The sequence below is a fragment of the Tunturiibacter gelidiferens genome (assembly GCF_013410115.1).
Lineage (GTDB): Bacteria > Acidobacteriota > Terriglobia > Terriglobales > Acidobacteriaceae > Edaphobacter > Edaphobacter gelidiferens.
This window is the reverse complement of record NZ_JACCCV010000001.1, coordinates 1,674,859-1,701,635: the sequence shown is the minus strand read 5'-3', so window position 1 is coordinate 1,701,635 and position 26,777 is coordinate 1,674,859. Positions and strand designations below refer to the sequence as shown.

At 54.9% G+C, this 26,777-nt stretch carries 25 protein-coding genes and 2 pseudogenes; 16 read left to right on the top strand and 11 right to left on the bottom strand.

Features of this window, described 5'->3' with window-relative positions; translation table 11 throughout:
- Nucleotides 1-249 precede the first annotated feature (249 nt).
- Both HDF12_RS07160 and HDF12_RS07155 read left to right on the top strand, forming a co-directional pair.
- Nucleotides 250-1,572 (top strand): efflux RND transporter periplasmic adaptor subunit, encoded by a 1,323-nt coding sequence (locus tag HDF12_RS07160; RefSeq protein ID WP_257025397.1) that lies wholly within the window; start codon nt 250-252, stop codon nt 1,570-1,572.
- Complete coding sequence (locus tag HDF12_RS07155; protein WP_179581858.1) at nt 1,572-4,739, top strand: efflux RND transporter permease subunit; 3,168 nt, start codon at nt 1,572-1,574, stop codon at nt 4,737-4,739. The genes HDF12_RS07160 and HDF12_RS07155 overlap by 1 nt, the downstream gene beginning before the upstream one ends.
- 23 nt (nt 4,740-4,762) lie before the next feature.
- Here the strand turns inward: HDF12_RS07155 and HDF12_RS07150 are convergent, their stop codons facing one another.
- The 4 genes from HDF12_RS07150 to arsM are packed head-to-tail and all read right to left on the bottom strand — an operon-like array spanning nt 4,763 to nt 7,263.
- Nucleotides 4,763-5,425: a cation diffusion facilitator family transporter gene (locus tag HDF12_RS07150; protein ID WP_257025396.1), complete on the bottom strand. Its 663-nt coding sequence runs from the start codon at nt 5,423-5,425 to the stop codon at nt 4,763-4,765.
- Between the two features lie 2 nt (nt 5,426-5,427).
- Nucleotides 5,428-5,838, bottom strand: a complete 411-nt coding sequence (locus HDF12_RS07145) for an arsenate-mycothiol transferase ArsC (RefSeq protein ID WP_179581857.1) — start codon at nt 5,836-5,838, stop codon at nt 5,428-5,430.
- Nucleotides 5,839-5,868: 30 nt separating this feature from the next.
- Nucleotides 5,869-6,360 carry an arsenate reductase ArsC gene (locus tag HDF12_RS07140; protein ID WP_179581856.1) on the bottom strand — a complete coding sequence of 164 codons (492 nt, stop codon included), beginning with the start codon at nt 6,358-6,360 and terminating at the stop codon, nt 5,869-5,871.
- Between the two features lie 6 nt (nt 6,361-6,366).
- Entirely contained in the window at nt 6,367-7,263 is an 897-nt protein-coding gene (gene arsM / locus HDF12_RS07135; RefSeq protein WP_179581855.1) for an arsenite methyltransferase, read from the bottom strand.
- 78 nt (nt 7,264-7,341) lie between these two features.
- On the opposite strand from arsM, the gene HDF12_RS07130 reads away from it, so the two are divergent.
- The 10 genes and pseudogenes from HDF12_RS07130 to HDF12_RS07090 all read left to right on the top strand — a co-directional run bounded on the left by HDF12_RS07130 (nt 7,342) and on the right by HDF12_RS07090 (nt 18,333).
- Nucleotides 7,342-7,758, top strand: a complete 417-nt coding sequence (locus HDF12_RS07130) for an ArsR/SmtB family transcription factor (protein ID WP_179581854.1) — start codon at nt 7,342-7,344, stop codon at nt 7,756-7,758.
- 2 nt (nt 7,759-7,760) lie between these two features.
- A complete protein-coding gene (gene arsB, locus HDF12_RS07125) occupies nt 7,761-8,879 on the top strand; it encodes an ACR3 family arsenite efflux transporter (RefSeq protein ID WP_179581853.1) in 1,119 nt (372 codons plus the stop codon).
- 449 nt (nt 8,880-9,328) lie between these two features.
- Nucleotides 9,329-9,940, top strand: a complete 612-nt coding sequence (locus HDF12_RS07120) for a hypothetical protein (RefSeq protein ID WP_179580181.1) — start codon at nt 9,329-9,331, stop codon at nt 9,938-9,940.
- Between the two features lie 22 nt (nt 9,941-9,962).
- Nucleotides 9,963-10,547 carry a tyrosine-type recombinase/integrase gene (locus HDF12_RS07115; protein WP_373563858.1) on the top strand — a complete coding sequence of 195 codons (585 nt, stop codon included), beginning with the start codon at nt 9,963-9,965 and terminating at the stop codon, nt 10,545-10,547.
- 342 nt (nt 10,548-10,889) lie between these two features.
- Nucleotides 10,890-11,360 (top strand): annotated as a pseudogene (locus tag HDF12_RS23050) (DUF1016 N-terminal domain-containing protein); the annotation flags it as partial.
- Nucleotides 11,361-11,399: 39 nt separating this feature from the next.
- Nucleotides 11,400-11,972: a DUF1016 domain-containing protein gene (locus HDF12_RS23045; protein ID WP_257025592.1), complete on the top strand. Its 573-nt coding sequence runs from the start codon at nt 11,400-11,402 to the stop codon at nt 11,970-11,972.
- A gap of 213 nt (nt 11,973-12,185) precedes the next feature.
- On the top strand, nt 12,186-13,658 hold the full coding sequence (locus HDF12_RS07105) for a hypothetical protein (protein WP_179581851.1): 1,473 nt from the start codon (nt 12,186-12,188) through the stop codon (nt 13,656-13,658).
- A 557-nt stretch (nt 13,659-14,215) separates the two neighbouring features.
- A complete protein-coding gene (locus HDF12_RS07100; protein WP_179581850.1) occupies nt 14,216-15,301 on the top strand; it encodes a cellulase family glycosylhydrolase in 1,086 nt (361 codons plus the stop codon).
- A gap of 11 nt (nt 15,302-15,312) precedes the next feature.
- Nucleotides 15,313-16,371: a cellulase family glycosylhydrolase gene (locus HDF12_RS07095; protein ID WP_179581849.1), complete on the top strand. Its 1,059-nt coding sequence runs from the start codon at nt 15,313-15,315 to the stop codon at nt 16,369-16,371.
- Between the two features lie 333 nt (nt 16,372-16,704).
- Nucleotides 16,705-18,333: a hypothetical protein gene (locus HDF12_RS07090; RefSeq protein ID WP_179581848.1), complete on the top strand. Its 1,629-nt coding sequence runs from the start codon at nt 16,705-16,707 to the stop codon at nt 18,331-18,333.
- Nucleotides 18,334-18,473: 140 nt separating this feature from the next.
- Here the strand turns inward: HDF12_RS07090 and HDF12_RS07085 are convergent, their stop codons facing one another.
- The 5 genes from HDF12_RS07085 to HDF12_RS07065 all read right to left on the bottom strand — a co-directional run bounded on the left by HDF12_RS07085 (nt 18,474) and on the right by HDF12_RS07065 (nt 22,749).
- Nucleotides 18,474-19,727: a hypothetical protein gene (locus HDF12_RS07085; protein WP_179581847.1), complete on the bottom strand. Its 1,254-nt coding sequence runs from the start codon at nt 19,725-19,727 to the stop codon at nt 18,474-18,476.
- On the bottom strand, nt 19,727-20,014 hold the full coding sequence (locus HDF12_RS07080) for a hypothetical protein (RefSeq protein ID WP_179581846.1): 288 nt from the start codon (nt 20,012-20,014) through the stop codon (nt 19,727-19,729). The genes HDF12_RS07085 and HDF12_RS07080 overlap by 1 nt, the downstream gene beginning before the upstream one ends.
- Before the next feature lie 443 nt (nt 20,015-20,457).
- Nucleotides 20,458-21,303, bottom strand: a complete 846-nt coding sequence (locus HDF12_RS07075; protein ID WP_179581845.1) for a helix-turn-helix domain-containing protein — start codon at nt 21,301-21,303, stop codon at nt 20,458-20,460.
- Between the two features lie 313 nt (nt 21,304-21,616).
- A complete protein-coding gene (locus HDF12_RS07070; protein WP_179581844.1) occupies nt 21,617-22,234 on the bottom strand; it encodes an FMN-dependent NADH-azoreductase in 618 nt (205 codons plus the stop codon).
- A gap of 65 nt (nt 22,235-22,299) precedes the next feature.
- On the bottom strand, nt 22,300-22,749 hold the full coding sequence (locus tag HDF12_RS07065) for an Rrf2 family transcriptional regulator (RefSeq protein WP_179581843.1): 450 nt from the start codon (nt 22,747-22,749) through the stop codon (nt 22,300-22,302).
- 175 nt (nt 22,750-22,924) lie between these two features.
- Here HDF12_RS07065 and HDF12_RS07060 point away from each other — a divergent pair, with 175 nt between their 5' ends.
- From HDF12_RS07060 to HDF12_RS07050, 3 genes and pseudogenes are all read left to right on the top strand, one after another.
- Nucleotides 22,925-23,548: an NAD(P)-dependent oxidoreductase gene (locus HDF12_RS07060; protein WP_179581842.1), complete on the top strand. Its 624-nt coding sequence runs from the start codon at nt 22,925-22,927 to the stop codon at nt 23,546-23,548.
- A 106-nt stretch (nt 23,549-23,654) separates the two neighbouring features.
- Entirely contained in the window at nt 23,655-24,137 is a 483-nt protein-coding gene (locus HDF12_RS07055; RefSeq protein ID WP_179581841.1) for a MarR family winged helix-turn-helix transcriptional regulator, read from the top strand.
- Nucleotides 24,138-24,161: 24 nt separating this feature from the next.
- Nucleotides 24,162-24,881, top strand: a pseudogene (locus HDF12_RS07050) (LLM class flavin-dependent oxidoreductase); the annotation flags it as partial.
- Nucleotides 24,882-24,906: 25 nt separating this feature from the next.
- On the opposite strand, the gene HDF12_RS07045 reads toward HDF12_RS07050, so the two are convergent.
- Nucleotides 24,907-25,668 (bottom strand): ArdC family protein, encoded by a 762-nt coding sequence (locus HDF12_RS07045; protein WP_257025395.1) that lies wholly within the window; start codon nt 25,666-25,668, stop codon nt 24,907-24,909.
- A 367-nt stretch (nt 25,669-26,035) separates the two neighbouring features.
- Nucleotides 26,036-26,254, bottom strand: coding sequence for a hypothetical protein (locus HDF12_RS07040; protein WP_179581840.1), 219 nt, complete (start codon nt 26,252-26,254; stop codon nt 26,036-26,038).
- A gap of 195 nt (nt 26,255-26,449) precedes the next feature.
- Between HDF12_RS07040 and HDF12_RS07035 the strand changes: the two genes are divergently transcribed.
- The gene (locus HDF12_RS07035) at nt 26,450-26,734 is read left to right on the top strand and encodes a helix-turn-helix domain-containing protein (RefSeq protein WP_373563857.1); all 285 of its coding nucleotides are present in this window, start codon (nt 26,450-26,452) and stop codon (nt 26,732-26,734) included.
- Nucleotides 26,735-26,777: the final 43 nt, after the last annotated feature.

Genomic DNA, 26,777 nt, shown 5'->3' with positions numbered 1-26,777 from the left:
CTCGTTTGGATCATTGTCCTAGCAGCTATCGCAGGGATCTGGGCATACCGCTCTCATTCAATCAAGCTGCCAATGTCACAGAAGTCGTCGATGTCCGGGGACATGCAGCCTGTTGCCTCTGGTCCTCCCGATACTGCGAACGAGCCAAAGCCATCCATGTCGGATATGCGAAATATGAAGATGGATGCTTCGCTCGTTCCAGTGCAGCTCACGCCCGAGAGGATGCAGAGCATCGGTGTTCAGACTGGCATGGTCGAATACAAACAACTGAGCGACGATATCCGCGCGACCGGCACGGTAGACATCAACGAGCGCCTGCTCTCCTATGTGCAGGTGCGCTTCCCCGGCTACATCCGCAAGGTGTTCGCCAATGCCACCTATCAGTATGTGCACAAGGGAGAACCGCTTTTTACGATCTACAGTCCTGACCTCGTGGCGACCCAGCAAGAGTATCTGCTGGCACGGCAGAATCAGAAGGCCATGAGCGCAAGCACTATCGATGGTGTCGCGGACGGTGCGGCCACTCTTTCGACCGCAGCAGAACAGCGACTCCAGCAGTGGGATATACCCGAAAGTGAGATCGCAAAGCTGAAAGAAAGCGGCAAACCAGTTACGGACCTCACCATCAACTCGCCGGTTGAGGGATACATTACCGAGCGAAATGCTCTGCCAAATATGTATGCCGAGCCTTCGACCAAACTCTACACCGTCGCCGATCTGTCGCGCGTATGGGTCTATGCACAGGTATTCCAGAACGACATAGGTCGCATAAGACCCGGCGATGCCGCGCAGATTATCGTCGATTCGTATCCAGGCCGCGTCTTCTCCGGGCAGATCGAAGAGATCCTGCCGCAGGTGGATATGACGACGCGCACGGTCCGTGTGCGACTGGCAATGGCGAATCCGGGACTCAAACTGAAGCCGGGTATGTTTGTGAACGTTGATCTAAAAACAAACCTGGGGCGTCAGCTGGTTGTTCCGGCGTCTGCTGTTTTTCAATCCGGCGCGCGGCAACTCGTGTTCCTCAATCATGGCAACGGCAGTCTTGAACCAAAGGAGATCACAATCGGTCCTCGCGTTGGCGATGACTTTGTCGTGCTCAAGGGACTGAAACCACATGAATCCATCGTGACATCAGCCAGCTTCCTTATCGACTCGGAAAGTCAGCTACAGGCCGCGGCGGGTTCCTTCGTGCCACCACCGCAGGGTGCCGGGGGTACGGCTTCAACAGCGAAAGTGCCTGCTGCTGTACAGACGAACGTCGATTTCGCCACCGATCCGAACCCACCGCAAAAGGGCAACAACATCTTTCGGGTGAAGCTCACAGGCGCAGACGGAACTCCCACCACGGGAGCTGATATTACGGTCACGTTCTATATGGCAGCGATGCCGGCGATGGGAATGGCTGCAATGAACACAAGCACCAAGCTCATCGATAAAGGCAACGGCATGTATGAAGGAAGCGGTTCGCTAAGCTCGGGCGGCACATATCAGGTGACCGTCTCCGCTCGGAAAAACGGCCAGGTGATCGCAACCAAGCAATTGCGCGTGAACGCGACAGGAGGCATGTAATGCTTTCCAGAATTATTGACGTTTGCGCCCGCAATCGCTTTATCGTGTTCACCGGAGTATTGCTGCTCACACTTGCCGGTATCTGGTCATTGCAACATGTGCCGCTGGACGCACTACCGGACATTTCGGACGTACAAGTGATCGTTCATACGGGTTGGGCAGGCGAGCCGCCCGATGTCATCGAAGACCAGGTGACCTATCCCATCGTCACGAGTTTGCTGGCTGCCCCGCATGTCAAAGCCGTTCGCGCGCAGACCATGCTTGGCGACTCCTACGTCTATGTCGTGTTCGAGGACGGCACGGATCTCTACTGGGCGCGCTCGCGGGTCATCGAATACCTGCAACAAATAAGCGGACGCTTGCCGGAGAACGTTCATCCTTCGATCGGCCCTGATGCGACGGGCGCAGGCTGGGTCTATGAGTATGCCATCGTCGATAAGAGCGGCAAACACAGTCTTGCCGACCTGCGCAGTTTGCAGGACTGGCATCTGCGCTATGGGCTGGAGACTGTGCCCGGAGTTGCCGAGGTAGCCAGCATCGGTGGCTTCGTCAAGCAATATCAGCTACAGCTCGACCCCAACAAGCTACTTGCCTACGGCATTCCGCTTTCTACCGTCATCGACAAAGTAAAGATGAGCACGAATGAAGTCGGCGGTCGCGTCCTTAACTTGAGCGGCGCGGACTACATGATCCGTGGTCTCGGATATCTGCGCTCACTGGACGATCTCGCTACAGTTGCCGTCGGCAGCAAGAATGGGACCCCTGTTCTGTTGCGCGATCTCGGAACGGTGAGCTTTGGCCCGGATATACGCGAGGGGGTCGCGGAGTGGCATGGAGACGGGGAGACGGTCGGCGGAATCATCGTCATGCGCCAGGGCATGAACGCATTGAACGTCATCAATGGAGTAAAGCAGAAGCTCCGTGAGATAGCGCCCTCATTTCCACCCGGCGTCCAGATCATGACGGGTTATGATCGATCCGACTTGATCGAGGCGTCTATCAAAACGCTGCAGCGTGATTTGACCGAAGAAGCCATTATCGTCAGCCTCGTCATCATCGTCTTCCTGTTTCATTTCCGTTCTGCGCTCATTGCCATCGTCGCCTTGCCTATCGCGGTGCTGATGTCTTTTATCCCGATGTACTGGCTGGGGGTGAGTTCGAACATCATGTCCCTGGGCGGCATCGCCTTAGCGGTTGGTGTGCTTGTCGATGCTTCCATTGTGATGGTCGAAAATGGCTATCGCCATCTGTCGGAACGGCAGGAAAACGATGCCAACCCGGTATCTGAGTTAGAGCGGCAAAGCATTCTTATCAACTCGGCCAAGCAGGTTGGTCCTGCACTCTTCTTTTCACTGATTATCATCGTCGTTTCCTTCTTGCCGGTCTTCCTGCTCGAAGCGCAGGAAGGACGCATGTTCCGGCCGCTGGCATGGACCAAGACCCTGGCGGTCGGCTCCTCCTCCATCCTTGCCATCACGCTCGTGCCGGTCCTAATGGTGATGCTGATTCGAGGGCGGCTCAAGCCGGAGAATGCGAATCCTATCTCACGAGTCACGCAGGCGATTTACCTGCCCATCCTGAAATTCTGCCTGCGACACCGCTGGCTCACCATCGTGGTTAACCTGATCTTTCTGCTGGTCACGTTTCCACTAGCAACACGTTTGGGCAGTCAGTTCATGCCAGCTCTCTTTGAAGGCTCCACTCTCTACATGCCGACCGCTCTTCCAGGCATCTCCATCGAACAAGCGAAGGTGCTCCTGCAGCAGCAGGACCGCATTCTTCGCAGTTTTCCGGAGGTGGCCAGCGTATTCGGAGCGGTTGGGCGATCAGACAGCGCAACCGACAATGCACCTCTGGACATGTATGACACCACGCTAATGCTCAAACCACGGGAGCAATGGCCCGCTGGGATGACCTACGAAAAGCTCATTCAGCAGATGGATGAGAAGCTCCAGTTTCCGGGGCTTTCCAATACCTGGACAAGCCCGGTCGAAAACCGCCTCGACATGGAATTGACCGGCATCAAGACACCACTTGGCATGAAGGTGCAGGGGCCAAATGTGGATGGCATTCAGCAACTTGCCTCGCAGCTTCAGACTGTTCTTTCAGGGCTGCCCCAGGTGCGATCTGTCTTTGCTGAAAAGGTCGCGCAGGGTTTCTACGTCAATGTCGAAGTCAAACGGGAAGAGGCAGCGCGTTACGGTCTAACGATTGCGGACGTTCAGACAGCGGTTTCATCTGGCATCGGCGGACAGAATATTGCAGAGAACATCGAGGGCCGAGAACGCTACCCCATCAATGTCCGCTATCAGCGCGACTTTCGCGACAATATCGACAAGATGCGTGGGGTACTGATCGGCACCCCACCCGGCGCTCAGATTCCGCTTGGACAGGTAGCGAAGGTCTCCTTCTCGCATGGCCCTGCCATGATCCGGGATGAAGACGGTGCGCTGACGGGATACATCTACATCGATCTCAAGAACTCCGATTACGGTGGCTTCGTTGCACAGGCAGACAAACTCATTCACAACAAACTAGCCTTGCCCGCAAATTACACTTTCCAATGGTCGGGAGAATATGAACTCGAACTACGCGCAAAAAAACGCCTACAGCTGATCCTCCCGGTGGTATTCTTCGTGATTTTCCTATTGTTGTATCTGGTCTTTCACTCTGTTGCCGAAGCGCTTGTTCTCATCTTTCCAACCATCTATGCGATGAGTGGAGGGTTGCTCTTGCAATGGCTTCTTCACTACAACTTCAGCGTCGCCGTGGCGGTCGGTTACATCGCACTCTTCGGAATTGCGGTAGAAGCAGGTGTCGTGATGGTCGTCTATCTTCATGAAGCTCTCGAACACAAACTGCAATCTGGTAAGACGCTGACGAATGCTGACGTTGAAGACGCAGCCATTGAAGGTGCTGTTCATCGTCTGCGGCCAAAGCTTATGACCGTCTGCGCTGTGCTTGCCAGTCTTGTTCCGATTCTCTGGGAATCCGGCATCGGCTCCGATGTGATGAAGCCGATTGCCGCGCCTATCGTAGGCGGCATGATTACGTCCACCATCCACGTCCTGATTCTGGTTCCCGTCTTCTTCGTCATGATGAAGGAACGGGCATTGCGTAAAGGACATTTACAAGCGCGGAATCAGGGTTCTGGCGTCACGGATTGAGAGGTATTTGGCCCGTTCTAGGTTCAGCAGCAGCCACAACTCTCGCCGTGGAGAGCACGTCGTCCCTCGACTATCAAGATGGGCAACGCCAGGAGGGCTGCTGCTGAATCCACCCAACTAATGTGCCAGACAGCATTGATAGCCAGTCCCGCCAAAGTTATCAGCGCTAGATAAGCACAGGTGGCGGACTGTACCGCATCCGCAGCCAAGGCTCGGTTGTTTGTCCGTTGCGCGGTTCTACGCTTTGCCCAGGCCAGAATCGGCATCACGATAAGGGCAGCAAACGTGATAGCAATACCATTGCAACTCGTCTCCGGCTTGACACGGTATAGGAGTGAAAGGACAGTCACGAGTGCGACTATTCCTGCAAGGACAAAGAGCAGGACTCCAGCCAACCGTGCGGCACGGTCTTTCGTGAGTGGAAATGATGGGACAAGCGCTAAGAGAACCACCGTCGCCGATAGCAGTTCCACAAAGCTGTCAGCGCCAAATGCCAGCAGCGCCGAACTGTGCGCCGTCACAGCTCCGTAGAGAGATACTCCGCACTCTACCAACATCCATACCAAGGTGATTCCCTGAAGCCAGGCAATCGTACCCGTCATCGTCGCAGGAGGGGAGCAGGCTGTCCTGTTATTGAAATGAGCTTCGGTCTGGATGAACTGTGCCACAACTAAGTCTATCGCCATACCTACGCTGGAATCGTGTTCAACTGCTCCCGCGCCAGCAACTTCAAAACACGCTGCTTGATCTCATCACGAGTTTGGCGCACGATTTCTATTCCCTGTCCCTTGGGATCGGGCAACGGCCAATCGTCACGCCTGAGGCTAGGGACGTAGGGGCACTCATCTCCGCAACCCATCGTGACCAGCATTTCGGCATTTTTCGCCAACTCTGCCGTAAGCTTCTGAGGCTTCGCGTTGCTGAGGTCGATTCCCACCTCGCGCATTGCGTCCACGACTACTGGATGAACATGTTCGGCGGGATGAGTCCCAGCAGAAATACCATGCGCCAAATCAGGATCGACGAGTTGGTTGAAGAAGGCAGCCGACATCTGTGAACGACCAGCGTTATGAATACAGGCAAAAATGAAAGTACGCATCCCTGGTCAAGCTCCTTCGGTTGAACGGTTCTACTGATGTCCTATATTGTCAATTTCCTTTTGCAAGGCAAGCTGGTCAAGTGTCGAGAGCGGCAAAGAGAGAAACAGAGCAATTCTCCGATCAAGGATGGAGAAGGTGTCACGAAATGCGCGGTCAATCTCTTCCGGCCTGCCCACGGCTGTAGCGGGATCGGGCACTCCCCAGTGGGCCGTCATTGGCTGCCCCGGCCAAACCGGGCATATTTCTTTGGCAGCGTTGTCGCAGACAGTGAAGACGAAATGAAGTTGGGGAGCATCGGGTTTCGCAAATTCATCCCATGACTTGCTGGAGAACCCGTCCGTACTGAGTCCAGCAGTCGCGATCTGCTTGAGCGCTTCGGGGCGAACAATGCCTGCTGGGTGGCTGCCTGCACTATAAGCTGTGAAGTTGGCTCTGCCTTTGCGGTTCATGATCGCCTCGGCTATGATCGAGCGTGCAGAATTACCGGTGCATAAGAACAATACGTTGTAGTGTGGCATCATGCTCTCCTACGCACAGCAAGACGGGCCACAGCAAGGGGATGACGCTGTGGCTTTTGGCTTGACGGCGTAGACCTTTACACTTGCGGCCGCGGCATTGATGTCATGGTTCTTCAGCAAATCATTCAGTTCCGTGTGGAGTGATGCTATATTTGGCGCGGGCGCACAGCAGGACTCTCCATCCATCGCGGGGGAACAGCAACCCGACTGATTCTCCACTTTGGTGTAAGCGTTCAGGTCCGCTCCACTGTCCAAGATCTCAACATGCTCGAATCCTGCTGCGAGAAGACCGGCACGGTATTCGTCGATCTTGATCGCGCCAGCGATGCAGCCCACATAGGCGGCCATGCTGCGAGCGACGGCCTCCGGTAGCTCGCCCTTCAAGGCTATGTCACTCACGGTAACACGGCCTCCAGGCTTGAGCACACGGGCAATCTCGCGGAAGACAGCGGACTTATCCGGTGCGAGGTTCAGGACGCAATTCGACATGACGCAATCCACAGAAGCATCGGGAAGCGGGATGTGGTCGATAGTGGACTGGTAAAACTCCACATTGGTATAGCCGCCCGCCATTGCGTTCGCTCTGGCCCGCTCAATCATGGCCGGAGTCATATCAATGCCGATTGCACGTCCCTGCGCCCCCACCATCTTTGACGCCAGAAAGACATCGAGGCCGCCCCCGGAACCGAGATCCACTACCACCTCACCGGGCCGAATGTGCGCGGTCGCCGCGGGATTGCCGCAAGACAGGCCCATGTTTGCCTCGGCTGGGATCGAGGTTAGTTCCTCTGTCGAATAGCCAAAGGCTTCTGCAACGGCCCTTACACCGTCATCGTCGCTCGATAGCGTGCTCTGTGCAACTGCACCGTACTTCGATCGAATGGAATCAAGAATCTGTTCTGCCATGCAACCACCTCCGAGGACATATTCGCCAATGTGAATGTATCTCTTGCTTTCGTATTCGTCAAGGCGTATACATTCTCTATGGCAAGGCGAGCGCAACTATTCGACATGCAGCAGTTCTTTCAGGCTTTGGGAGACAATACCCGCATCCGGCTCCTCAACCTCATGGGAGATCAGGAAGTTTGCGTCTGCTACTTCGTGGAAATCCTGGGTGGCCCGCAGCCGAAAATCTCTAGGCATTTGGCGTATCTGCGGAAGGCTGGCATCGTCTCGGTGCGCCGAGAAGGCAAGTGGATGCACTACCGCATCGTTATGCCGCCCCACATCGGGGCAACGCAAATCCTTCGACAGACCCTCGATTGGTTGAAGGAAGACAAGTCTATGCAGGCAGATAAGGCGCGTCTCACCAAGGCTTGCTGCTCTCCGTCGAAATACCCCGCGCTCGAAGGTGCTCCACTCCCCACGGCTATTACGGAACCGTGCTGCGAGGCTTGCTAGATATGACCACAGCCATAACGCAAGGACGTGTATGCGCTCCCGCGCAACGAAAGAAGCTATCTTTTCTGGATCGCTTTCTTACGCTCTGGATATTCCTCGCAATGGCCGTCGGTGTGAGCATCGGCCACTTCATCCCCAATTCGGCGGCCTTCGTCAATCGATTTCAGACCGGCACGACCAATATTCCGATCGCCATCGGACTCATCATCATGATGTTCCCGCCACTCGCGAAGGTTCGATATGAGAAGTTGGGCGAGGTCTTCCGCAACAAGCGCGTACTTGGTCTGTCGCTGATACAAAACTGGTTCATCGGACCGGCACTCATGTTCTTCCTGGCAGTTGTCTTCCTGCACAATGAACCGGCATACATGCGCGGCCTCATCCTGATCGGCATTGCACGTTGTATTGCGATGGTCCTCGTCTGGAATGAGCTTGCAGAAGGCGATACGGATTACGTCGCCGGACTGGTCGCTATCAACAGCGTCTTTCAGGTGCTTTTTTACAGTATCTACGCCTGGGCTTTCCTTACGGTGCTCCCGAAGTGGTTTGGCCTTGAGGGGAGCATTGTCAAAATCGGAATCGACCAGATTGCGAAGAGCGTCGGCCTTTATCTCGGTGTTCCATTTGTCGCCGGATTCCTGACACGGTTCTTTCTCATTCGCCTCAAAGGGGAGGAATGGTATCGGGCGCGCTTCCTTCCTCGGGTGACTCCGCTCACGCTAGTCGCGCTGCTCTTCACAATTCTGGTCATGTTCTCGCTGAAAGGCGATCTCATTGTGAGACTGCCTCTTGATGTAGTGAAGATTGCTGTTCCTCTGGTCGTCTATTTCCTCATTATGTTTCTGGTCAGCTTTTGGATGGGCAAGCGGCTTGGCGCGGATTATGCACAATCGGCTACCCTCTCCTTCACGGCTGCCGGTAACAACTTTGAGCTGGCTATTGCGGTAGCGGTGGCAGTCTTTGGGTTGAACTCTGGAGAGGCGTTCGTCGGTGTCGTGGGCCCACTCATAGAGGTGCCAGCGTTGATCGGCTTGGTCAACGTGGCCTTCTGGCTTAGACACCGGTATTTTGGGCAGGGGGCCACAGGCTTTCATGCACGCCCGGTCGAAGACGCCCAATAAAATGTCTCGGCAACGCTGAGACGATTTGCCAGCGGTGCGAGATAGGCTCGATAGGCAGGAACAGACGCCGTAGGCATCAGATTCGCTGAAACTTGGAACGTCGCGAGGGTGCTTGAGCACCCTTCCGCACCCTAAAAATTTGAAAAAGATCGATTTGGACTGGACCTCTGCCGTAGTCCAGAGCTCTGTCGCTGCACGGCAGAGGTCTGAATCTCGGCACGTTCAATTTGCGAGGGTGCTGGCGAGGGTGCTGAAATTTGGGATTCGCGTTTTTCCCCGTGTTTTTGAATGTCTTTGGGTGCCGTAGTTAGCCATCAACGCCCATTAAATTATTTAGATACAACCAGTTAGCGTAACTGTCACAGCAGAGGTCAGAGTCAGAGGCTCGCCGCTCAATAGAATGATTGCTGACCCAATCAGCGTCCCCCCACTAAACAATCGAGGGACAAATGAGAAAGTCACGCCAAAGAGGCTGGATCGAGCTCCGCGGGAAGAAGTGGTATGGATATTTCCGCAAGACAGTGATTGATCCGACAACAAACGAACAAAGACGCATGACCGCCACGGTGATCCTGGGATTCCAGGCTCACATGAACAAGGCAGAAGCACGAGAGATCCTGGATTTCCACCTCTTCAAACAAACAGGAGCACGCTATGAGGAAGGAGTTTGGATCGACAGTTCGGTAACTTTCGGATGGTTTGTTCGCAATCGCTTTCTTCCTCTGAAAGAAGGAATGTGGAGGGTTGAGACCGCCAAGGTCAAGAAACTTCTCATCGAGCGTGACCTAATCGATAGCTTTGACGCTATCTCGTTGAAGAGCTTCGATAAATTTCGCCTGCAGATTCATCTGCATAATTTGGCCAAAGAAAGATCCAGAGATCGTGTCCTTCAAATTCACGCATATCTGCGCGATATTTTTGCAGAGGCAGAGGAGCAGGGATTTCTTGCGAAGGATCCAGCGCGAAGGCTCCGAGTTCCGACACAGCTACGCGGGGTTGATAAAACAACTTTTGACCTGGGAACAGCTCAGAGAAGTTCTCTCTCGCTTGGGTCCCCGTGATCGTCTGCTATTAGAGCTTGGTATGACGAATGCATTGCGGCCCAGTGAAATGTTTGCTCTCAAGTGGCAAAGTTTCAACTATGAAAAGCTGACCATAACGTTGAGTGAGACAGTATATAAAGGGAAAATTCGTCCATGGGGTAAAACGCCAAAGAGCATGGGAGTGATCCATATCACTCAGGAGTTAGCCAAGGCACTACTGTTTTGGAAACAGCAATGTCCAACACCTACTCCTGATACGTTTATTTTCTCGAATAGCAGGGAAAACTTTATTGATGCAGACAGATTCCGCAAACAGGTATTACACAAACTGGCTGCCGAATTGAAATTGCCTAAGCTGACGTTCCAGGTCATTCGTCGTTCGATTGCAACACTCGCTCAAACGATGGGCTCGGTTAGAGACATCCAGGGCATACTTCGGCACTCGTCTGCGTCAACAACTGCAGATGTCTACATGCAGGAAATTTCCGAGCGTGTGCAGATGACTTTGTTATCCATCAGCAATGAACTGAGGGCAATTCCCTCTTCATCCAGTTTGGAGCCAAATGGAAGCTGCTGCCAACCCATAGAGTCTTCTCTAGAATTTGAGGTGGCAATGAATATGTAACGAGGGTAGGAAATCGTGTCGTTTGACCTCTTCCACACACGGAGGGCAACCTTCTTTAGTCGCCCAGCACTGGTTGCATTGGTTGCAAGTGCGAAAGGGAACGGCCGCTAAATCATTGATTTTCCCAACTGGTTTTGCTTGGTTCCTCTTCCATGCCATGGAAATGGCAAAACCATAAGTTATTGACGGTAAAGCAGTTATAAACCGGCAAAACCGGCCTTCTGGGCGGCCTTTGACACAAACTTTGACACAAACTTTTCGGGCCGTGGGCTGCGCTTGTGGCGGGAGCAGCTCACCATCATTTCCATTCACCGATGGACAGAACGTAACCTTAGAGACGACATGGACACCCTCCAATACGGCGAAATCCGTAACGATATTGTCGCACTGCTCCAGGCTGCCAGAACCGCTTCCGCTCGAAGCGTGAATGCACTGATGACTGCCGCCTATTGGGAGATCGGACGCCGCATCGTGGAATCCGAACAACAGGGGCAGGAGCGGGCGGAATACGGCGAGGCCCTTATCAAGCAACTCGCCGAAGATCTGGAGCCACGTTTCGGGCGGGGCTTTGGGTGGCGCAACCTCACACAAATGCGGGCGTTCTTCCTCGCTTGACCCGCCTCGAAGATTTTGCAGACACCGTCTGCAAAATCTGTCCCTCTTCCTGAACTGGCTCAAAAGTTCCCTTTACCCTGGTCGGCATACGTCCGGCTGCTCTCGGTGCGGAATCTGGAGACTCGTGCGTTCTACGAGACCGAAGCTCTTCGTTCCGGCTGGTCAATTCGTCAGCTCGACCGGCAGATTGGCAGCCAGTTTTACGAACGCATCGCACTTTCTAAAAACAAGGCCGCCATGCTTCAAAAGGCGGAGACCGCCGAATCCGGCGATACCGTTACACCTGAGCAAGCCATCAAAGATCCGTTCGTGCTCGAATTCCTTGGCCTCAAGGACGAGTATTCTGAGACGGACCTTGAAGCGGCGCTCATCCAACACCTCACCGATTTCCTGCTAGAACTAGGAGACGACTTCGCGTTTCTGGGCAGGCAGAAGAGGCTTCGCATTGACGACACCTGGTTCCGAATAGATCTCCTTTTCTTCCATCGTCGGCTCCGTTGCTTGGTTGTCATCGATCTCAAAGTGGGCAGGTTCAGCTACGCGGATGCCGGACAGATGCACCTCTACTTGAACTACGCACGCGAGCACTGGATGAAAGAGGGAGAGAACCCTCCGGTGGGATTGATTCTTTGTGCAGAAAAGGGCACAGCGGAGGCTCATTATGCTCTCGACAGTCTACCCAATAAAGTTCTCGCCGCCGAATACCAGATGGTGCTCCCTGATGAAAAGGTGATTGCCAACGAATTGAAGAAATCTCGGGTGCAGTTGGAAGAGCGGCGTATGAGTCGTATCCAATCTGATAGCACCTGAGAATTGTGGGCACTATCCTAACCGATGTTTACGACATCTTGGTACCATTCAGCTCTTTGGTGAGTGCATTGGCGATGATGCGTCATTTGAGAGTGACGGCCCGCTTACATCCAAGTTGCGCCGGTCGGCCTGCGTATACATCACATCTCCTTTCACCTAGGCTTTACATACGGCGCAAAAACTTACTTCACTCCATCGGGTCTAAGCAAGCTCATGAAGAAGAAAGAGCAAAATGCGATTCACGCTCTTCTTGGAACCTTGGCGGTTCTCGCACTCCTGCCCGTACCGGTGCGCGCGCAGGAGATTGTCGCAGGTGTGAATGACAAGATTCGGGTCCGCGTGGGAACGCCTCTGGTTGCTCGTGGGCCCTCTGGCGATGTCGCTGACAATTGGTTTACGGAAACCCGACTTCCCGATGGGCGCTTTCGCGGCTTTACAGGAACTGGAGATACATGGGCGGTTGACGGCCATCATCCCTACGAAATGAGCAGCCCAGGGGTCAAAGTCCTGAAACCGGGGCTACCGGGCAGCCCATCCTCTTGCGGTCAATGGATCCAGCACGTCGAACTCGAAGGCAAGACACTGTACGGCTGGGTTCACAATGAAACCGCCTGCAACTACGCAAAGGGCCAGACACATTCCTCCATGACCATTGCTACCTCCGCCGACTATGGGCTTACCTGGAAGATTGAAGGACCGGTCATCGCTGGTACTGACCCGCCCGCCGCCGGTAAAAGTACAGGTGATAGTTGTCCTGCCACAGTGAAGGGGCAGGACGGTTATGACTATGCGTATTGCCTTCGCAACGGCGGGCAATCCTGGAATGGCGGTTACACGTTCATTGCGCGTGCGCCTTCCACCAACCCCGGCCCCGGCCAGTGGAAGAAGTTTTTCAACGGCGCCTGGTCCGAGCCGGGAGTTGGTGGCAAATCAAGCCCCGTCGATGGGCTGGGCGTCGCTTATTGGACCACAACGCATCAGACCATCAGTCTCAACTGGGCCCACGGAGGCATGGGGCTTCAGGTGTCCGCGGATCGCCTGCACTTCAAGCCAGCTTTTTCTCAACCTCTCATGTTAACTGCGGGTGGCGACTGGGGGCGCAAAGACGGCCTGGAACTTGTCTCTTATCCTGTTGTCATCGACGCACAAACTGGTCTTAATCAGCTCGGTGACCATTGGCTACTCGCTTACATGTACCTTAACCCTGGCGAGGGCTTCGACAAGCGCTATCTGATTTTCCGTCCGGTCGATATCTCCTGGTCCCGCTCACCGAGCGAACCCGTAGTGGCTGAAATGCTCACGCACTGGTACGACGCGACCCACCATGACCATTGGACCACCATTGCTCCCGTGCCTGGCAACTACACTTCTTACCGCCTTGTCGCCCAGCTTGGCTACATGATGACTGCGGCAGATCCTGCCAAACCCACCGTTGAGCTCGAAGAATGTCTCAGTAGGTCGCTCGGTCATCCCGACCGCATTCTCATTCAAAAGGGCGTTTGCGAAACGCAGGACTACCAGCGACTGCGCAGCGCAGGATTCGTCTATTCCACAGCTCAGCCCGACACGCAGCCGCTTTATCGCTGCTACTCCGACGCCGAGCACGCCCACTTTGCAGCAAATGACGAGAACTGCAACGGCATGGGCAAACGCGAGGCACTCCTCGGCTACGACCTCAAACAGTGACTGGCATTGCGATGTGACACTTCCCCGCGCAAACGGCTTTGCACACTCGTTGCTGGTGGTTTATCACCAACTGAGGCAGACCCGCCTGAATTCCTCGTCACACGATCCTCTGAACCCATTGGCTCCGCCAAGGCGGCGCCTTGAAGAGATCTATCCGCGAAATACTGTGCCTCATGCACGACCTTGCCGTTACGGAACTCCATAATGCTCACTGTGTATGATGAACGTCCCGGGGCGGCGAATACTGAGTCGATTCTACAATGCCGCAAACAGGGCGCACCACGTTTCCATGACCGAACAGCTTGGAACCAAGCATCGGCGACTTGACACTGATTTAAGTTCACTTCAGTGTAGAGAACCCGCCTAGTGGATACCGTACAGCCCTTGAAAGTAGTAGTCGATGAGGTGCGTAAACGCTTCTGGAGATGATTCAGGGAGATTGTGCGTCGGGTACACTCCCTGATGGCATGGACGAGATGACCGCAACTTCTTCTTTGCTATAAGGGTTGTAAAAGGCAATCTTCGGCTCATCGAAGTTCAGAGGAGATTTTGGGTTCATGAAGAAGCGCAGACGCTTGGTTGCAGTCCTAGCATTTCTGGTTCCGCCAACCGTCCTTGCATCCGAGGATGTCACTCTTAAGGGCAGAGAGTTTTATCTGGACGGCAAGCCGTGGTTGCCGAAGGGCATCGACGTTGAGGCGTTCAATCGCCCCATTGGAAATTATGAGTCTGCCTCGTTGCAACAGCTGGCGAAGCAAGTGCGCAGTGATTGGGGACCTGCCGAAATGAGTGCAATCAAGACGGTCTTTGGCAGCAAGATGATCCGTTTTACTGTCAGTCAGCCGGGGCTGGATCCGCAATCGCCGATCTATTCGGCGGCCTACCGTGACGAAGTGCTTGCGGGGTTCAAGGAGGCGAGAGATGCCGGTTTCGTCCTCGTTGTGTCTATGGACGCGCAGGCCGAGAACGGCATCCCCAATCTGCCTTGCATGCCGAGCGACAGTACGGCGCGGGCCTGGAAGGCGCTTGCACCTTCGCTCATCAACGATCCGGGGGTGATCTTCGAACTGTTCAACGAGCCCTGCCGGGACAACTGGGATCAGGGACGCAAGGAGTGGGCAGGCGAGATGCAGACCCTGATCGACATGTTCCGGAGTATGGGAGCCAGGAATATCCTGTTGGCGGACGGCCTGAGTTTCAGTCAATCGACCAACGGGCTGTTTCCTCTCTTGCACGATTCCATCCCCAACCGTCTTGCGATGGCCGTCCATCCCTATTTCAACGGCTTGAGCAAGGAGCCATCCACGCCACCCGAGACGTACTTTGAAAATCATTTTGGCAAGGATGCTGGCAGGTATCCGATCCTCGCCACCGAGTGGAACGCCACCGACACCAATGGTTGCGTGGATGATCGAACGCCGGAGATTGCTCTAGCGTTAGTGCGCTATCTGCAACGGCTACATATCGGACTGGTTGGCTGGGCCATCGATTCCGATCATGGAAAGCTGGTGAAGGATCATTTGCACTTTGAGCCAACCGATTACCAGAACTGGCATGGGTGCCCGCACACGCCCAAAGGTCAGCCGACGCCTCCGGTCTTCTCCGGTGCCGGCAAGCTGCTCGCCAACTTCCCAAACAACTGAGGAAAAACGTGATGAGATATGTTGCGCTCCTTGTGTCCTTACTATTTTCTCTTCCTGCCGTGGCTGTCCAAGACGTCACGATCAAAGGCAAGGACTTCTATCTGGATGGCAAGCCCTGGCTGCCCAAGGGTGTTAACGTCGCCGCTTTTGTTCGGCCGAAGTTTATTCCGTCCGCCCCCAAGTGGATGAATGATGAGAGCAACAATCCGGGGCGGGAATGGTGGGGCCCTGCTGAGTTTGCCGCGATCAAGAGCGTTCTGGGAGGCAGCGTGATTCGCTTCCAGATCAGTCAGGCCGCGCTTGATCCCCACTCCTCCATCTACGACCGCGCATATTTGACCGAGCTGACTGGAGCCATCAAGCAGGCGCGCGCAGCCGGTTTTGTCGTCATCTGCTCGATGAGTTGGGGAGATAGTGGCGGACTGCAGAACATGGCGGGCATGCCGGACGATGGCACAACGCGCGCGTGGCAGTCGCTGGCGCCTGGATTTGTCCATGATCCGGGAGTTATGTTCGAGCTATTCAACGAGCCTAAGCTGGATTGGAACAAGGCAGGCAGCCACCAGATCTGGGCGCAGGATATGCAAGCGCTCATCGATGAAGTGCGTTCGCTGGGCGCGACGAACATCCTGCTTCTGGATGGCCTGGGCTATGCGCAGTGGACCAACGATCTCTTTCCTCTGGTCCATGATCGCCTGCCCAATCGCATGGCAATGGCCGTCCATCCCTACCTCGACCCCATGCGCAACGAAGCTCATCTCGACCCGCAGGAATACTGGCGCAAACACTTCAGCCTGAGCGCCGCGCAGGTTCCCATGATCACGACGGAGTGGAACGCAACGCCCAACGGCGGCTGCGCTGGCCCCAGCACACCAGAGCTATCGCTTGCGCTCATGCGGTTGCTGGCATCGCTGCATGTGAGCGTGCTTGGCTGGTCCATCGATACATCCGCAAAGCTGGTCAAAGACCATACCAGTTATCAGCCGACAGACTATACATCCTTCCAGGATTGCAAGGACGGATCGGAATCCGGCGGTGGCAGCCTGTTGGCCAGGTTCCCAAACGACTAAAAGGATCAGCCTTCTGCCTCACTATCTTGAAAGATAGCAGTGATTCTCAGACAGAACCTATGCCGTGCACGAGCAGCGGTCTTCCTCAATTCCATCAACATGCTCGCAAAGATGAAGCCTACTTTGATGAGTGGATCGGCGATCTATCGTCAGGTGAGGATTGCGACGCCAAGAAGCCGTTCGAGCACACTCTGCCCGAGTTGCAGCATTTGGCTGGAAACTCTGGTGTGCTTTTAGGGTCTTCATTACTGAGCTTTTCGCAAGCCTGTGATGATTGAAGGGTGCGATGGGCCGATTTCGATTCATGCCGTTCGTAGAAACCGAGGCGCTGCTATGCATGTTGCTGCACGCAAGTTGAAGCTGTATCGGCTGTTTATTGCTGTTGCGATCGTAGGGATTCATTTTGCGTTCAACTCTCCCGCGATGCAGGCTCAGAACGCCCATGCAGGCCCCGTGATTGGAGTTATCGATGGGGTTGGGTTTGAGGGAGACCAGTATTACGTTCACGGATGGGCGTGCCAAGAGGGACAGCGGAACTCCATCGAGGTTCATATCTATGCTGAACACGGCGCAAACGACAAGCCACCGGGAACATTTGTCACCGCAGACGCAGCAAACCTGCCAAACGAACCGGCCGTAGACCATGAGTGCCACGACGCAGATGGGGGCCGACACAGGTTTCGAATCGCGTTGCCCAACCAACTCCTTAGGAGCTTTCAGAGCAAAGCGCTCTTTGCACATGGAATCGCTATCGCGGGCAACGTGGAGAACACCCTGCTTGCCGGGTCGGGAAATTTCAAGCTACCTGCTCCCAGATGGCCACCCGATCCGCCTACGCCAGACTTTCTCGATGGCCCTTCCGTCGCGGCTTTCGACACCAGGAAGGACTCTTGCGAGCAAATCGATATTCCGGATGCCGCGGCCAGAGCCTTCCGCGACTACAGAGGAACGATCCATCTGATCGCGTCACACTATGTGACGCGAGCGGGGCTTGGGCCAACGCTTGAGACCGTGAAGCACAACTGTCAGATTGTCTATCAATCCCCGAAGGACGGAAATATCGCAGACTTCAACGATTACACATGGTTGAATTCTTTCTACAACGTGGATGGTAAGCAGATTGTGGCACTGGGGCATATGGAATACCACGGCTGGGAGCATGGTCAGTGCGCCGGTAAGACCGACACCATTACCTGCTGGTATAACGTGCAGACATTCAATCTGTCGGAAGACGGCGGCTATCACTTTACTCGTCCCAAGCCGCCGGAGAACTATTTCCTGAGCCTTCCCTACAAGTACCAGGTCAACCAGGGGCCGGAAGGTGTCAGCGTCGACGCCAACATCGTCAAGGTTGGCAACTGGTACTATACCGCGATGAGTGGCTGGCCGTGGCCGCCCAACTGCGGTAGCGGAAAAGGGCAGAAGCCGTGTCTGAATCCCGGAGGCACCTGCCCGGTTCGCACGGCGAATATTCTCGATCCATCCTCGTGGCGGGGTTGGGATGGCAAAGGATTCAATGTAGCCTTCGCAGATCCGTATCGCGGCCCGATAGCGAATTCCTCAGCGCATCTCTGCCCCCAAGCGCCGAATATCGAGTTCTTAACAGGATTCAACTACTACCCGGCAACGCATCTGTTTATTGGGACACAGTTCACGCCAGTAGAGACCGCGTATGGTCCCCCGGGGGTGTACTTCACGACATCGCCGGACTTTGTGCACTGGAGCAAGCCCGCACTCGCTCTGACTATGAACCAGATGCTCCGGCGGGAGCCTGAAGGCAATTGGTCTTATGCGTACTTTTCTCTGATTGATCCGAGATCGACAGATTCGAACTTTATGACGATCACGGACACTCCTTACCTTTATTACGTCCGAAGTGACGTCAACCACGGTCCCTACCAACGTGTTTTGTTTCGGCAAAAGATTAAGTTGAACTGGTTAATGAAGAGACAAGGCCGATGAACGAATTCTCTGTCCGTTCCGAGAAACGTCGGTACCTTGCTGAGGCTCCAGTGCTTGAAGGATAGTTAGCAGGTCTCCACACATTGCCGCGTCATAGTCCACGCCAGCTTTCGGAACGCCTTGGCCGCGCCGTAGTAGGTTCACAGCAGGCCGCGATCTACCAAGGACGACTGACTGCAAGTCTTGAAATCTGCGCGTCCGAGCCTGCCGGCGTACTCGATCACATACGGTGGAGTGGGTGCAGTAGGGGCGTTCGATCCTGCGGTCGCGCACTGGTAGATGTTCATCTCCCAACCATTGCCGTGCGCGACTATCTCTGCCCATGCACTTTTGTTTGCGGCCGCATCGATTGCGACGATCGAGCCTGGATCGCTCAGCACGCCTCGCATGGCCGCAGCGACTCGTGTCAGGATGCCCGCGCGAGAGATACTGACGAAGTGTTCAGGGCCTACAGTAATCTGCCAGCGCAAGCGCCACAGAGGATTGGCGTCCTGCTCCCCAATTTGGTTGATGGTTACAGGTTCGGTGTGTGCCTTGTGCAACACCGCGCCCGTAAATTCGGCTGGCTTGCCGCGACGGTAAGTATCTTCGACCTGCGTGGCGATCAGCAGATTGCGATACGCTCCCCCCGATAACGCTGTGGAGTTGTACTCCCACTTGAAATTGGGCTGCGGTATCGCATCGTCTGCAAAGGTTCCCCACATCCAAATGCCGGCATGCGCTGCTACTTTGCCATTGAGGAACGCATTGAAAAACTCCTCATGTCTGTTTAGATCGTAAATGGCGTCTGACACGCCGGCCTCAGCGATGACAACTTGCTTGTTCGGAGCGACCCGCCGGAGATACGCAACAGTCTTCTCGATACCTTGCTGGACTACCTGCGGGTCGGCTTCAGCTTTGGCGTAACTGTGGACATTGATGTAGGGTTCCAAGGCCAGATCGCCAACGGCTTCGAGATTCTTTGCAATCGCTTCGTCCCAAGCTGCCACCCCGGAATACAACGGTATCGCGCGCAGGGAGGGATCACGTTCATAGAGAGATTTGCGGATCTGCGCGATGGTTCGGGCAAACCCCGGCTTGTGAGTTTCCACGAAGTTTGGCTCATTGAACATCTCAAGCGCGCCGAGCGCGGGAAACGACTTGAGGTATTGCGCCATCTTCAGAAAACGATTGGTGAAATGCGGCACCAATGCCGTGTCCTCGAAGATCTCGTTCGCGTAGAGGCGACCGAGGTAGCCATTCTGGAAACTCCGGTCGCACGGGGTCCCCGATGCCGGATAGCGGTCGCGGCCCTGCTGGGTCTTCTCGTAGCTATACCACTGGGAGATCGTGGCCTCGCGCTTCTTCTCGTCTGCGGGCAGGCCAGCGAACGTATCGTTGGCGGTATCGGCCATCACGACAACAACGGATATGCCTCTCGCTGAGCCTGCTCCAATAACGTCTTGCTGATGAGATACCATGCAGGATCCAGTTCTCCGGTCGCCTGGTCTTCCGGATCCCGGCTACAACGGTATTGCGGCCACGCTGCCGTTACGAACCAGCGAACGGTACTACCGCCATCCATCCTGACTGCATGCAGGATGCCTGAGACCTGGCGCGTGAGGTCCTCTTCGCTTTTGCCGGCCTCCAGCGGATTGACCAGGGAGTCATTGATGTTCTCCCCATAGCTGAGGGTGTTCAACGTCGGCTCCGCACTCCAAGGATCAACGGCCTTCGAGAAAGCGTCTTGTACAAAGCCGCTTTCTTCGGTGAGAACTGATCGTCTTCCAGCGCAAGAGATATGAATGTTTAGTGAAAGAAGGTCGGCTTCGCTGCGAACGATAACCACTGATCAACTCCATCCCCCAGAACTCTCATCCTGCCGACGTTGATAGGTGTCCAAAGATGAAAACCCGAACCATTTGTTCGGGTGCAGCAAAAGACTCTGCGTCATGTGCAGGGTGGATGGTTCCGTGAGATAGGGAGACGGGGTGTTAACGGATGTACTGAAGCTACTCGCGGTGCCCAACCCTGAATCGAGGATGTAGAAATCGCCGGCGCCAATGTGATCGCGACAATCGTATCGCTGTCCGGTCCAACTTTCGCGTTCAGTTGAGCGGCAGTCGGGCCCTGCGAGATCACAATCTATTGCAGATTGTGATCCCGCTGCCACACTCGTGGGGAAACGCCGACAATCTTTTGAAATGCCCTCGAAAAATGGCTTTGATCGACAAACCCGGTCTCAATGGCAATCTCCGACAGTGACGTGACGCCCTCTTTAAGGAGTCTCTGTGCTTCGCAGATGCGCACGCTCGGCAACCATCTGTGTGGAGGGAGGCCCGTGGCAATCTTGAATGCTCTCCGGAAATGAGAGTCCGACAAATCGATGGAAGCAGCGACCTCGCTGATCGTTATTGGACGGGCGGCTTGTCTTCGGATGTACTCGACCGCCCGGCTTAATTGCCATGGCGTCAGACCACCCTTCTGACTCGTTGTGGGCACCGCCCGGCGCCCTGCAGCGTGATGGCCCACCCTCCGTAACGACTGATACAGATCGAATTGTTGCTGGTTGGAGAGAACATCGAACAGGCTCGCAATGTCCTTTTCATGTCCTTCATACAACCACTCGATCAACTCACGTCCCCGCTCGGTTAGTCTGAAAGAAGGTTTGCTCTGCTGTTTTCCCGCGTGAGATCGAAGCCTGATCAGTTTCTGCTCTCTAAGACTGACAATTGTGATTTCGACTGAAGCGGCGGCCAAATGAGTCTTTTTCGCGATCTCCGCAGCAGTCAATTCACCCTTGTGCAAAAGGACTTCAAGAACAACAAAGTCGCTGAGGGCAACCCCTCTTGAAGTGATTCCGCTTTCAAGGAAGCCTACGAGCGAGTGATAAGCACGTCGAAGCACGATCCAGACTTTTGCCTTGGGAACCTGTCCCGCCGAATCCAATTTTGCACTAGCGTGCTTAGGAGAGTTTTCTGATGATTTCATAGCGCAACTCGCTTGATTTTGCGCGCAGCAGCCTCATGTGCCGTACCAGCGTCGAATTTTTCTCGCGCCCTTTTGATCGAAGGCCAGTGGCCCCCAATCCAATTCACGAGGTGCTGCATCGGCTCTAGCAATCCAAACCCAAGGTTCGCGATTTCATACTCTATCCTCAGCGGCACTTCAAACCTCTCTTCGATCACATATCTCCAGCGAGAAGAAAAATCGTCGCGGGCGCGGAATCCATGTCGTCCGCGACGATTTGAGAGGGAACGCAGATCTGGGCTGCAATTCCCGTGAAACCACAGTTAGACGTTGACTAGGCTCTCGCGCTGGCCGATAGTCCTGATTCGATAGGAGCGATGAAGTCGTCCAACGACTTCTGTCCCATATCAACAGCCAGTGTGCCGCCAGCAAGCACAATTTTCACGTCCACGATGCCGATGAAGCCGAGAATTTGCCGCATGTAACTGCTAGCCACATTCGCGGATTCGTATTTCGTTCCAGGTCCAAAATCGCTGCCAGATGCGATGATGACGGTGGCCTTTTTGCCAGTTAGCAATCCTTCATAGTTCATTGTGAACGTGATGCCGACGCGGACGACGTGGTCGATGTAAGCCTTCAAGATCGCGGGGATTAGAAAGTTGTACATCGGCGTGCCAATAACGATGTCATCTGCCGCCTTAAGTTCCGCGATCAGGTCATCCGAAACCCGAATCGCCTTTTTCATCTCCTCCGAATGTTGCTCAACAGGAGTAAAGGAGCCGCCAATCCACGGTAGATCGACCCAGGGAAGCTCCGTCTTCATCAAATCGCGCACGATGACTTTGCCATCCGGATGAACAGTCTTCCAGTCCTCAATAAACTTACTTGTAAGTTTGCGCGAGACCGAATAGTCGAAACGTGGGCTTACTTCAATAGCGAGCAGAGTTGGCATGGTAATTCTCCTTTTAGTTAGTGTTTGTGTGTGTGGTACAGAAGTACATTAAACTTGAAAAATATTTAGCATCCGCTCCATGGAATTGTGAACTTCCCGAGACGGGCTACTTCCTGAGCGATGTCTGCGATCGTCACTCCACCCAGCTTGCGTTCGAGTGCCTGCGTCGCCTGATCGAGCGAAGGGCGAATCGCCTGCTGAATGTTCTTCCCGACGACACAGGACTCGTTCGGACCTTGACGATGATATGCAAAGACCTCGCGATCCTCCACTGCACGATAAACATCAAGAAGGCGAATTTTCGCGGAAGGTTTCGCCAGCAGCGCACCGCCCCCAGTCCCAAGTTGCGAGGTCGTCAGGCCTGCTTCCTGCAATCGTGACAGGAGAGACCGGATAAATGTCGCATTCGTTTGAACGCTAAAAGCCAGATCTTCTGATCTCATTGGTTTGCCGTCAGTAATTGCAAGTGAGGTGAGCACATGAATCGCTAAAACGAATCGCGTACTCGTAGCCATGTGCCCTCCCGGTGTGTACATGTATATGATACACACGAAAAGATTGCGATTCAAAAAAACGTTCGAGATATTTCTTTCTGAATCCAGATGCATGTTGCAACACTCATATACGTGTTGTCACACGCATTGCCTCCGGCCTACGGGATGCAAGCCAAAAGGAAAAGGGAGAATCAAAATGAAAGTCGTACTGTATGGAGCAACAGGAAACTCGGGTCAACGGATTCTGCAGGAACTCACCAATCGCGGCCACGAAGTGACGGCGGTAGCCCGCAACACGTCAAAGGTGCCCTCGGCGGTAAAGGCGGTAAAGGATGACCTGAGCAACGTCGATGCGATCGCATCGGTCATTTCCGGCGCAGACGTCGTCGTAAGCGCCTACGCTCCTCCGCAGGACAACACCGATGCACTCGTCGGAGTAACAGAGCGCCAGATTGCAGCAGTCAAGAAGACGGGCGTGTCCCGTCTGATCGTGGTGGGCGGCGCTGGGCTCCTCGAAGTCGCACCGGGCGTGACTCTGATCGCCTCCGGCTATCTGCCCGAAGCATTCCTTCCGATTGCCACGTCGCACGAAAAAGCGCTGGGCATTCTCAAGGGATCGGATATCAACTGGACCTACTTCAGTCCAGCCGGATTCTTCGAGCCTGGTGAGCGGACCGGCAAGTACCGTCTCGGAACGACGAACCTGATTGCCAATGAGAAGGGCGATAGCCGGATTTCGTTTGAAGATTATGCTCTTGCCTTGGCCGACGAGATCGAAAAGCCTGCTCACGAGCGCGGTCAGTTGTCCATCGGCTACTAATCCGACTCTCACCCGTAAGCTGAAAGAGGCTGGCCCGTCCCCGGATGAAGTTCTGGTGGATTGCCAGCCTTAATTGGCCGCTTGAGCGGAAATAAAGGAATAGACCATGGCGCGCACGCAGAAATCTTCTCTAGCGACGACTCTGAAGCAAAATCGACCGTTTGTATCGTTAGAGCAGGAAGTGTACTTGAGTATTCTTCGCACGGCCTCTGAGCTGTCCTATGCCGTCGATCAATTCTTTCGCCCCTTCGACATCACACCGTCACAGTACAACGTCTTGCGGATACTCCGGGGAGCTGGGGCGGACGGACTTTGCCGAAATGAAATATCAGAACGAATGGTGACGGCGACTCCCGATATGACGCGCTTGCTGGATCGCATGGAGAAGGCAGGATGGGTGACGCGAGAACGGGCGGAAGAAGATCGACGCCAGGTGTCCACTCACATTACGAAGTCTGGTATGGAATTATTGGCAAGACTGGAAACGCCGACACGCGATTTTGTGACGCCGCTCTTTACTGGAGCTACGATCAGCGACCTAAAGACTGTTCTCAAGGTCAACGATCAAATCAGAACAAAACTATCTTAAGAGCAGCGAAAGGCTTTATCTCGTATGAAAAAGATCGGCTTCCTTTCATTTGGCCACTGGACACCTTCACCACAGTCACAGTCACAGTCACAGGCGCAGTCTGCGGCCGACGTGCTGTTGCAGTCGATTGATCTGGCTGTGGAGGCCGAGCGTTTAGGGGTGGACGGAGCATATTTTCGCGTTCACCACTTCGCTCGGCAACTTGCGTCACCGTTTCCATTACTTGCGGCGGTCGGTGCTAGAACGAAAAAGATTGAGATTGGCACCGGCGTGATCGATATGCGGTATGAGAACCCTCATTACATGGCGGAGGACGCAGGCTCCGCAGATCTCATTGCGGGTGGACGCCTGCAGCTGGGAATCAGCCGCGGCTCACCTGAGCAGGTGATCGAGGGATGGCGTCATTTTGGCCACCACCCGGCCGAAGGCGAGACCGACGCAGACTTGGCTCGGCGTCATGCTGAGACTTTTCTCGAACTGCTCAGCGGCAAAGGCTTCGCTCAACCTAACCCTCGCCCGATGTTTTCGAACCCGCCGGGTCTGCTGCGGCTTGAACCGTACTCTGAAGGCCTGCGGGACCGCATCTGGTGGGGTGCGGGGACAAATGCGACGGCTGTCTGGGCCGCGAAGCTCGGAATGAACCTTCAATCGTCAACACTCAAATTCGACGAGACCGGTGAGCCGTTTCACGTTCAGCAAGCCAATCAGATCCGCGCTTTTAGCGCAGCCTGGAAAGAGGCCGGTCACACTCGGACTCCGCGCGTCTCCGTCAGCCGCAGCATCTTTGCTCTCGTAGACGCAGACCAACGGCCTTGCCGACCACGAAGGCCACGGCCTCGGCCTCTGTCTCGCGTACCGTCTTGGTGGTTGCCGTGCGGCGTTCGGCTTTGTGCAGGAGTTCATTCGCCGTCTCATGGACGAGCGTTGAAAACTCCTCAGCCTTGGACTGTCCGGGCAGGATGGCGATGCGTCCTCCGTAGCTCATGCCAAGCGCGGGGGCAATCCTGGGGTTGTAAACAAGCTGGATGCCCTGCCCTTTGAGGAAGGCGGCTAGACGGTCGATGCTCTCGCCGGGGTCGCCGGAAATCTCGCGCATCTCGGGAAGGTCTACTCCGTTCGTCTGTGAAATATCGAAGACATAAGCATTTCGGAAGCCCAGAAGGACGCGGGTGTTCTGTTTAGTGATGTCCTTCTCGGCTTCGCTGTCCTTCTTGCGCTTCACTCCCACAATCGGGGCAAGGATGCGGATTCCCTTGGCTCCCGCATTGACGGAGCGGCCAAGGTTCTTCCACGTCCAGAACCCGGCAACGCGGGTTGCCGTTGGCATCTGCCGCGCAATCTCCAGCACATTCCCAAAGCTGTAGTTGTGAAAACGGCTCATGGCCGTGAGGTAGTTGGTAAGGGTGTCAGAGTGTCCCGCCTCCAACTGCTCGATGAGGAGTTTGATATTGGCGGCAATGAGTTCTTGTTTCGTGTTGGGCTTCTTGCTGTCGATGGTGGTGACGGTGTTGGTGGTGGCTGCGCTGTTCATGGGTGCTTCCTCCTTGGCCTTGGCCGTTGCTTTTCATGCCATGCGTGGCATGTACCTACATGCCGAACGCCTCCTGGCGAAGGCGGGGGGTAGCAACTGCAAGCCGAGGGGTATCCCCACCCTGAAACGCAGTGGAAGGGTGGAGCGCAGCGGAGGTCTGCACAAGCGAAGCGCGGAAGATTGGGGAGTGGCTTGCGGGCGCGAGGGGCGGAGCTCCCCTTAGCGGCTTTTGCGGTCGTCTTTGTTTTTCGCGGAGGGGCGTTGCGGGGAGCGTGGACCTCCCCGCTGAGGTGGGTGGCGCAGGACGCAGAGCGTCCAAAGCCAGGGAGGAAACTTCATCCCTTAGCCATCAAGCCTTTTGGAACAGCTAACGGGGGAGTACGGGCGGCGTATATTCCTTGAGGATTCTCGACCCTCCGCCGTCGCTTCGCAGATACTTCGCTTCGAGAGAAATCTCAACCTTTAGACCAGCAACGAAACTGGTGCCATCGGTGAAATCGATCTGCAATTCAGGTCCACCACTACCATCTTCAAAGAGATTGCAGGCGCGAATGACTTTCCCAACGAGTTCGTTGCATTCGATCATGGGACATCCTCTCAACGGGATGTAGGCCGCAGTCACTGGACTATCGAAATCAATAGCCGTGATTCTCAATGCAATCGGCTAGTTTCGGACTGTCCCTTGCCAACCTACTGCCCGGATTTTGGCATGTGGTGAAAACCGAGCGTTATCCCTCATCGGTCTCCGAGAGTATTATACGCAGCGCGTAATATACTTGCGGTGCCACAGTGGGGTGTGGCGGCTTCAAGGACAACCAATTCGAGGACTGATCCTTCTGTCGCCTTTGGTGAGCTGTTGCGCACGCGACGGACGCGACTGAAGATGAGTCAAGATGCGCTCGCGGCGAAGGCTGGATATGAAAGAGCTTTCATCAGCCTGATCGAACGCGGCAAGACCAACCCCTCCCTGCGCTCTATCTTCGATATCTGTACGGCTCTGGATATCCGTCCATCAGTCTTTCTCCGTCAAGTAGAGAAACTGGCCAATTTTGAGCTGCCAGCATAATCCTGCGTTTCGCAGCACCCTTGCCCCTAGACGCGTGCCACTT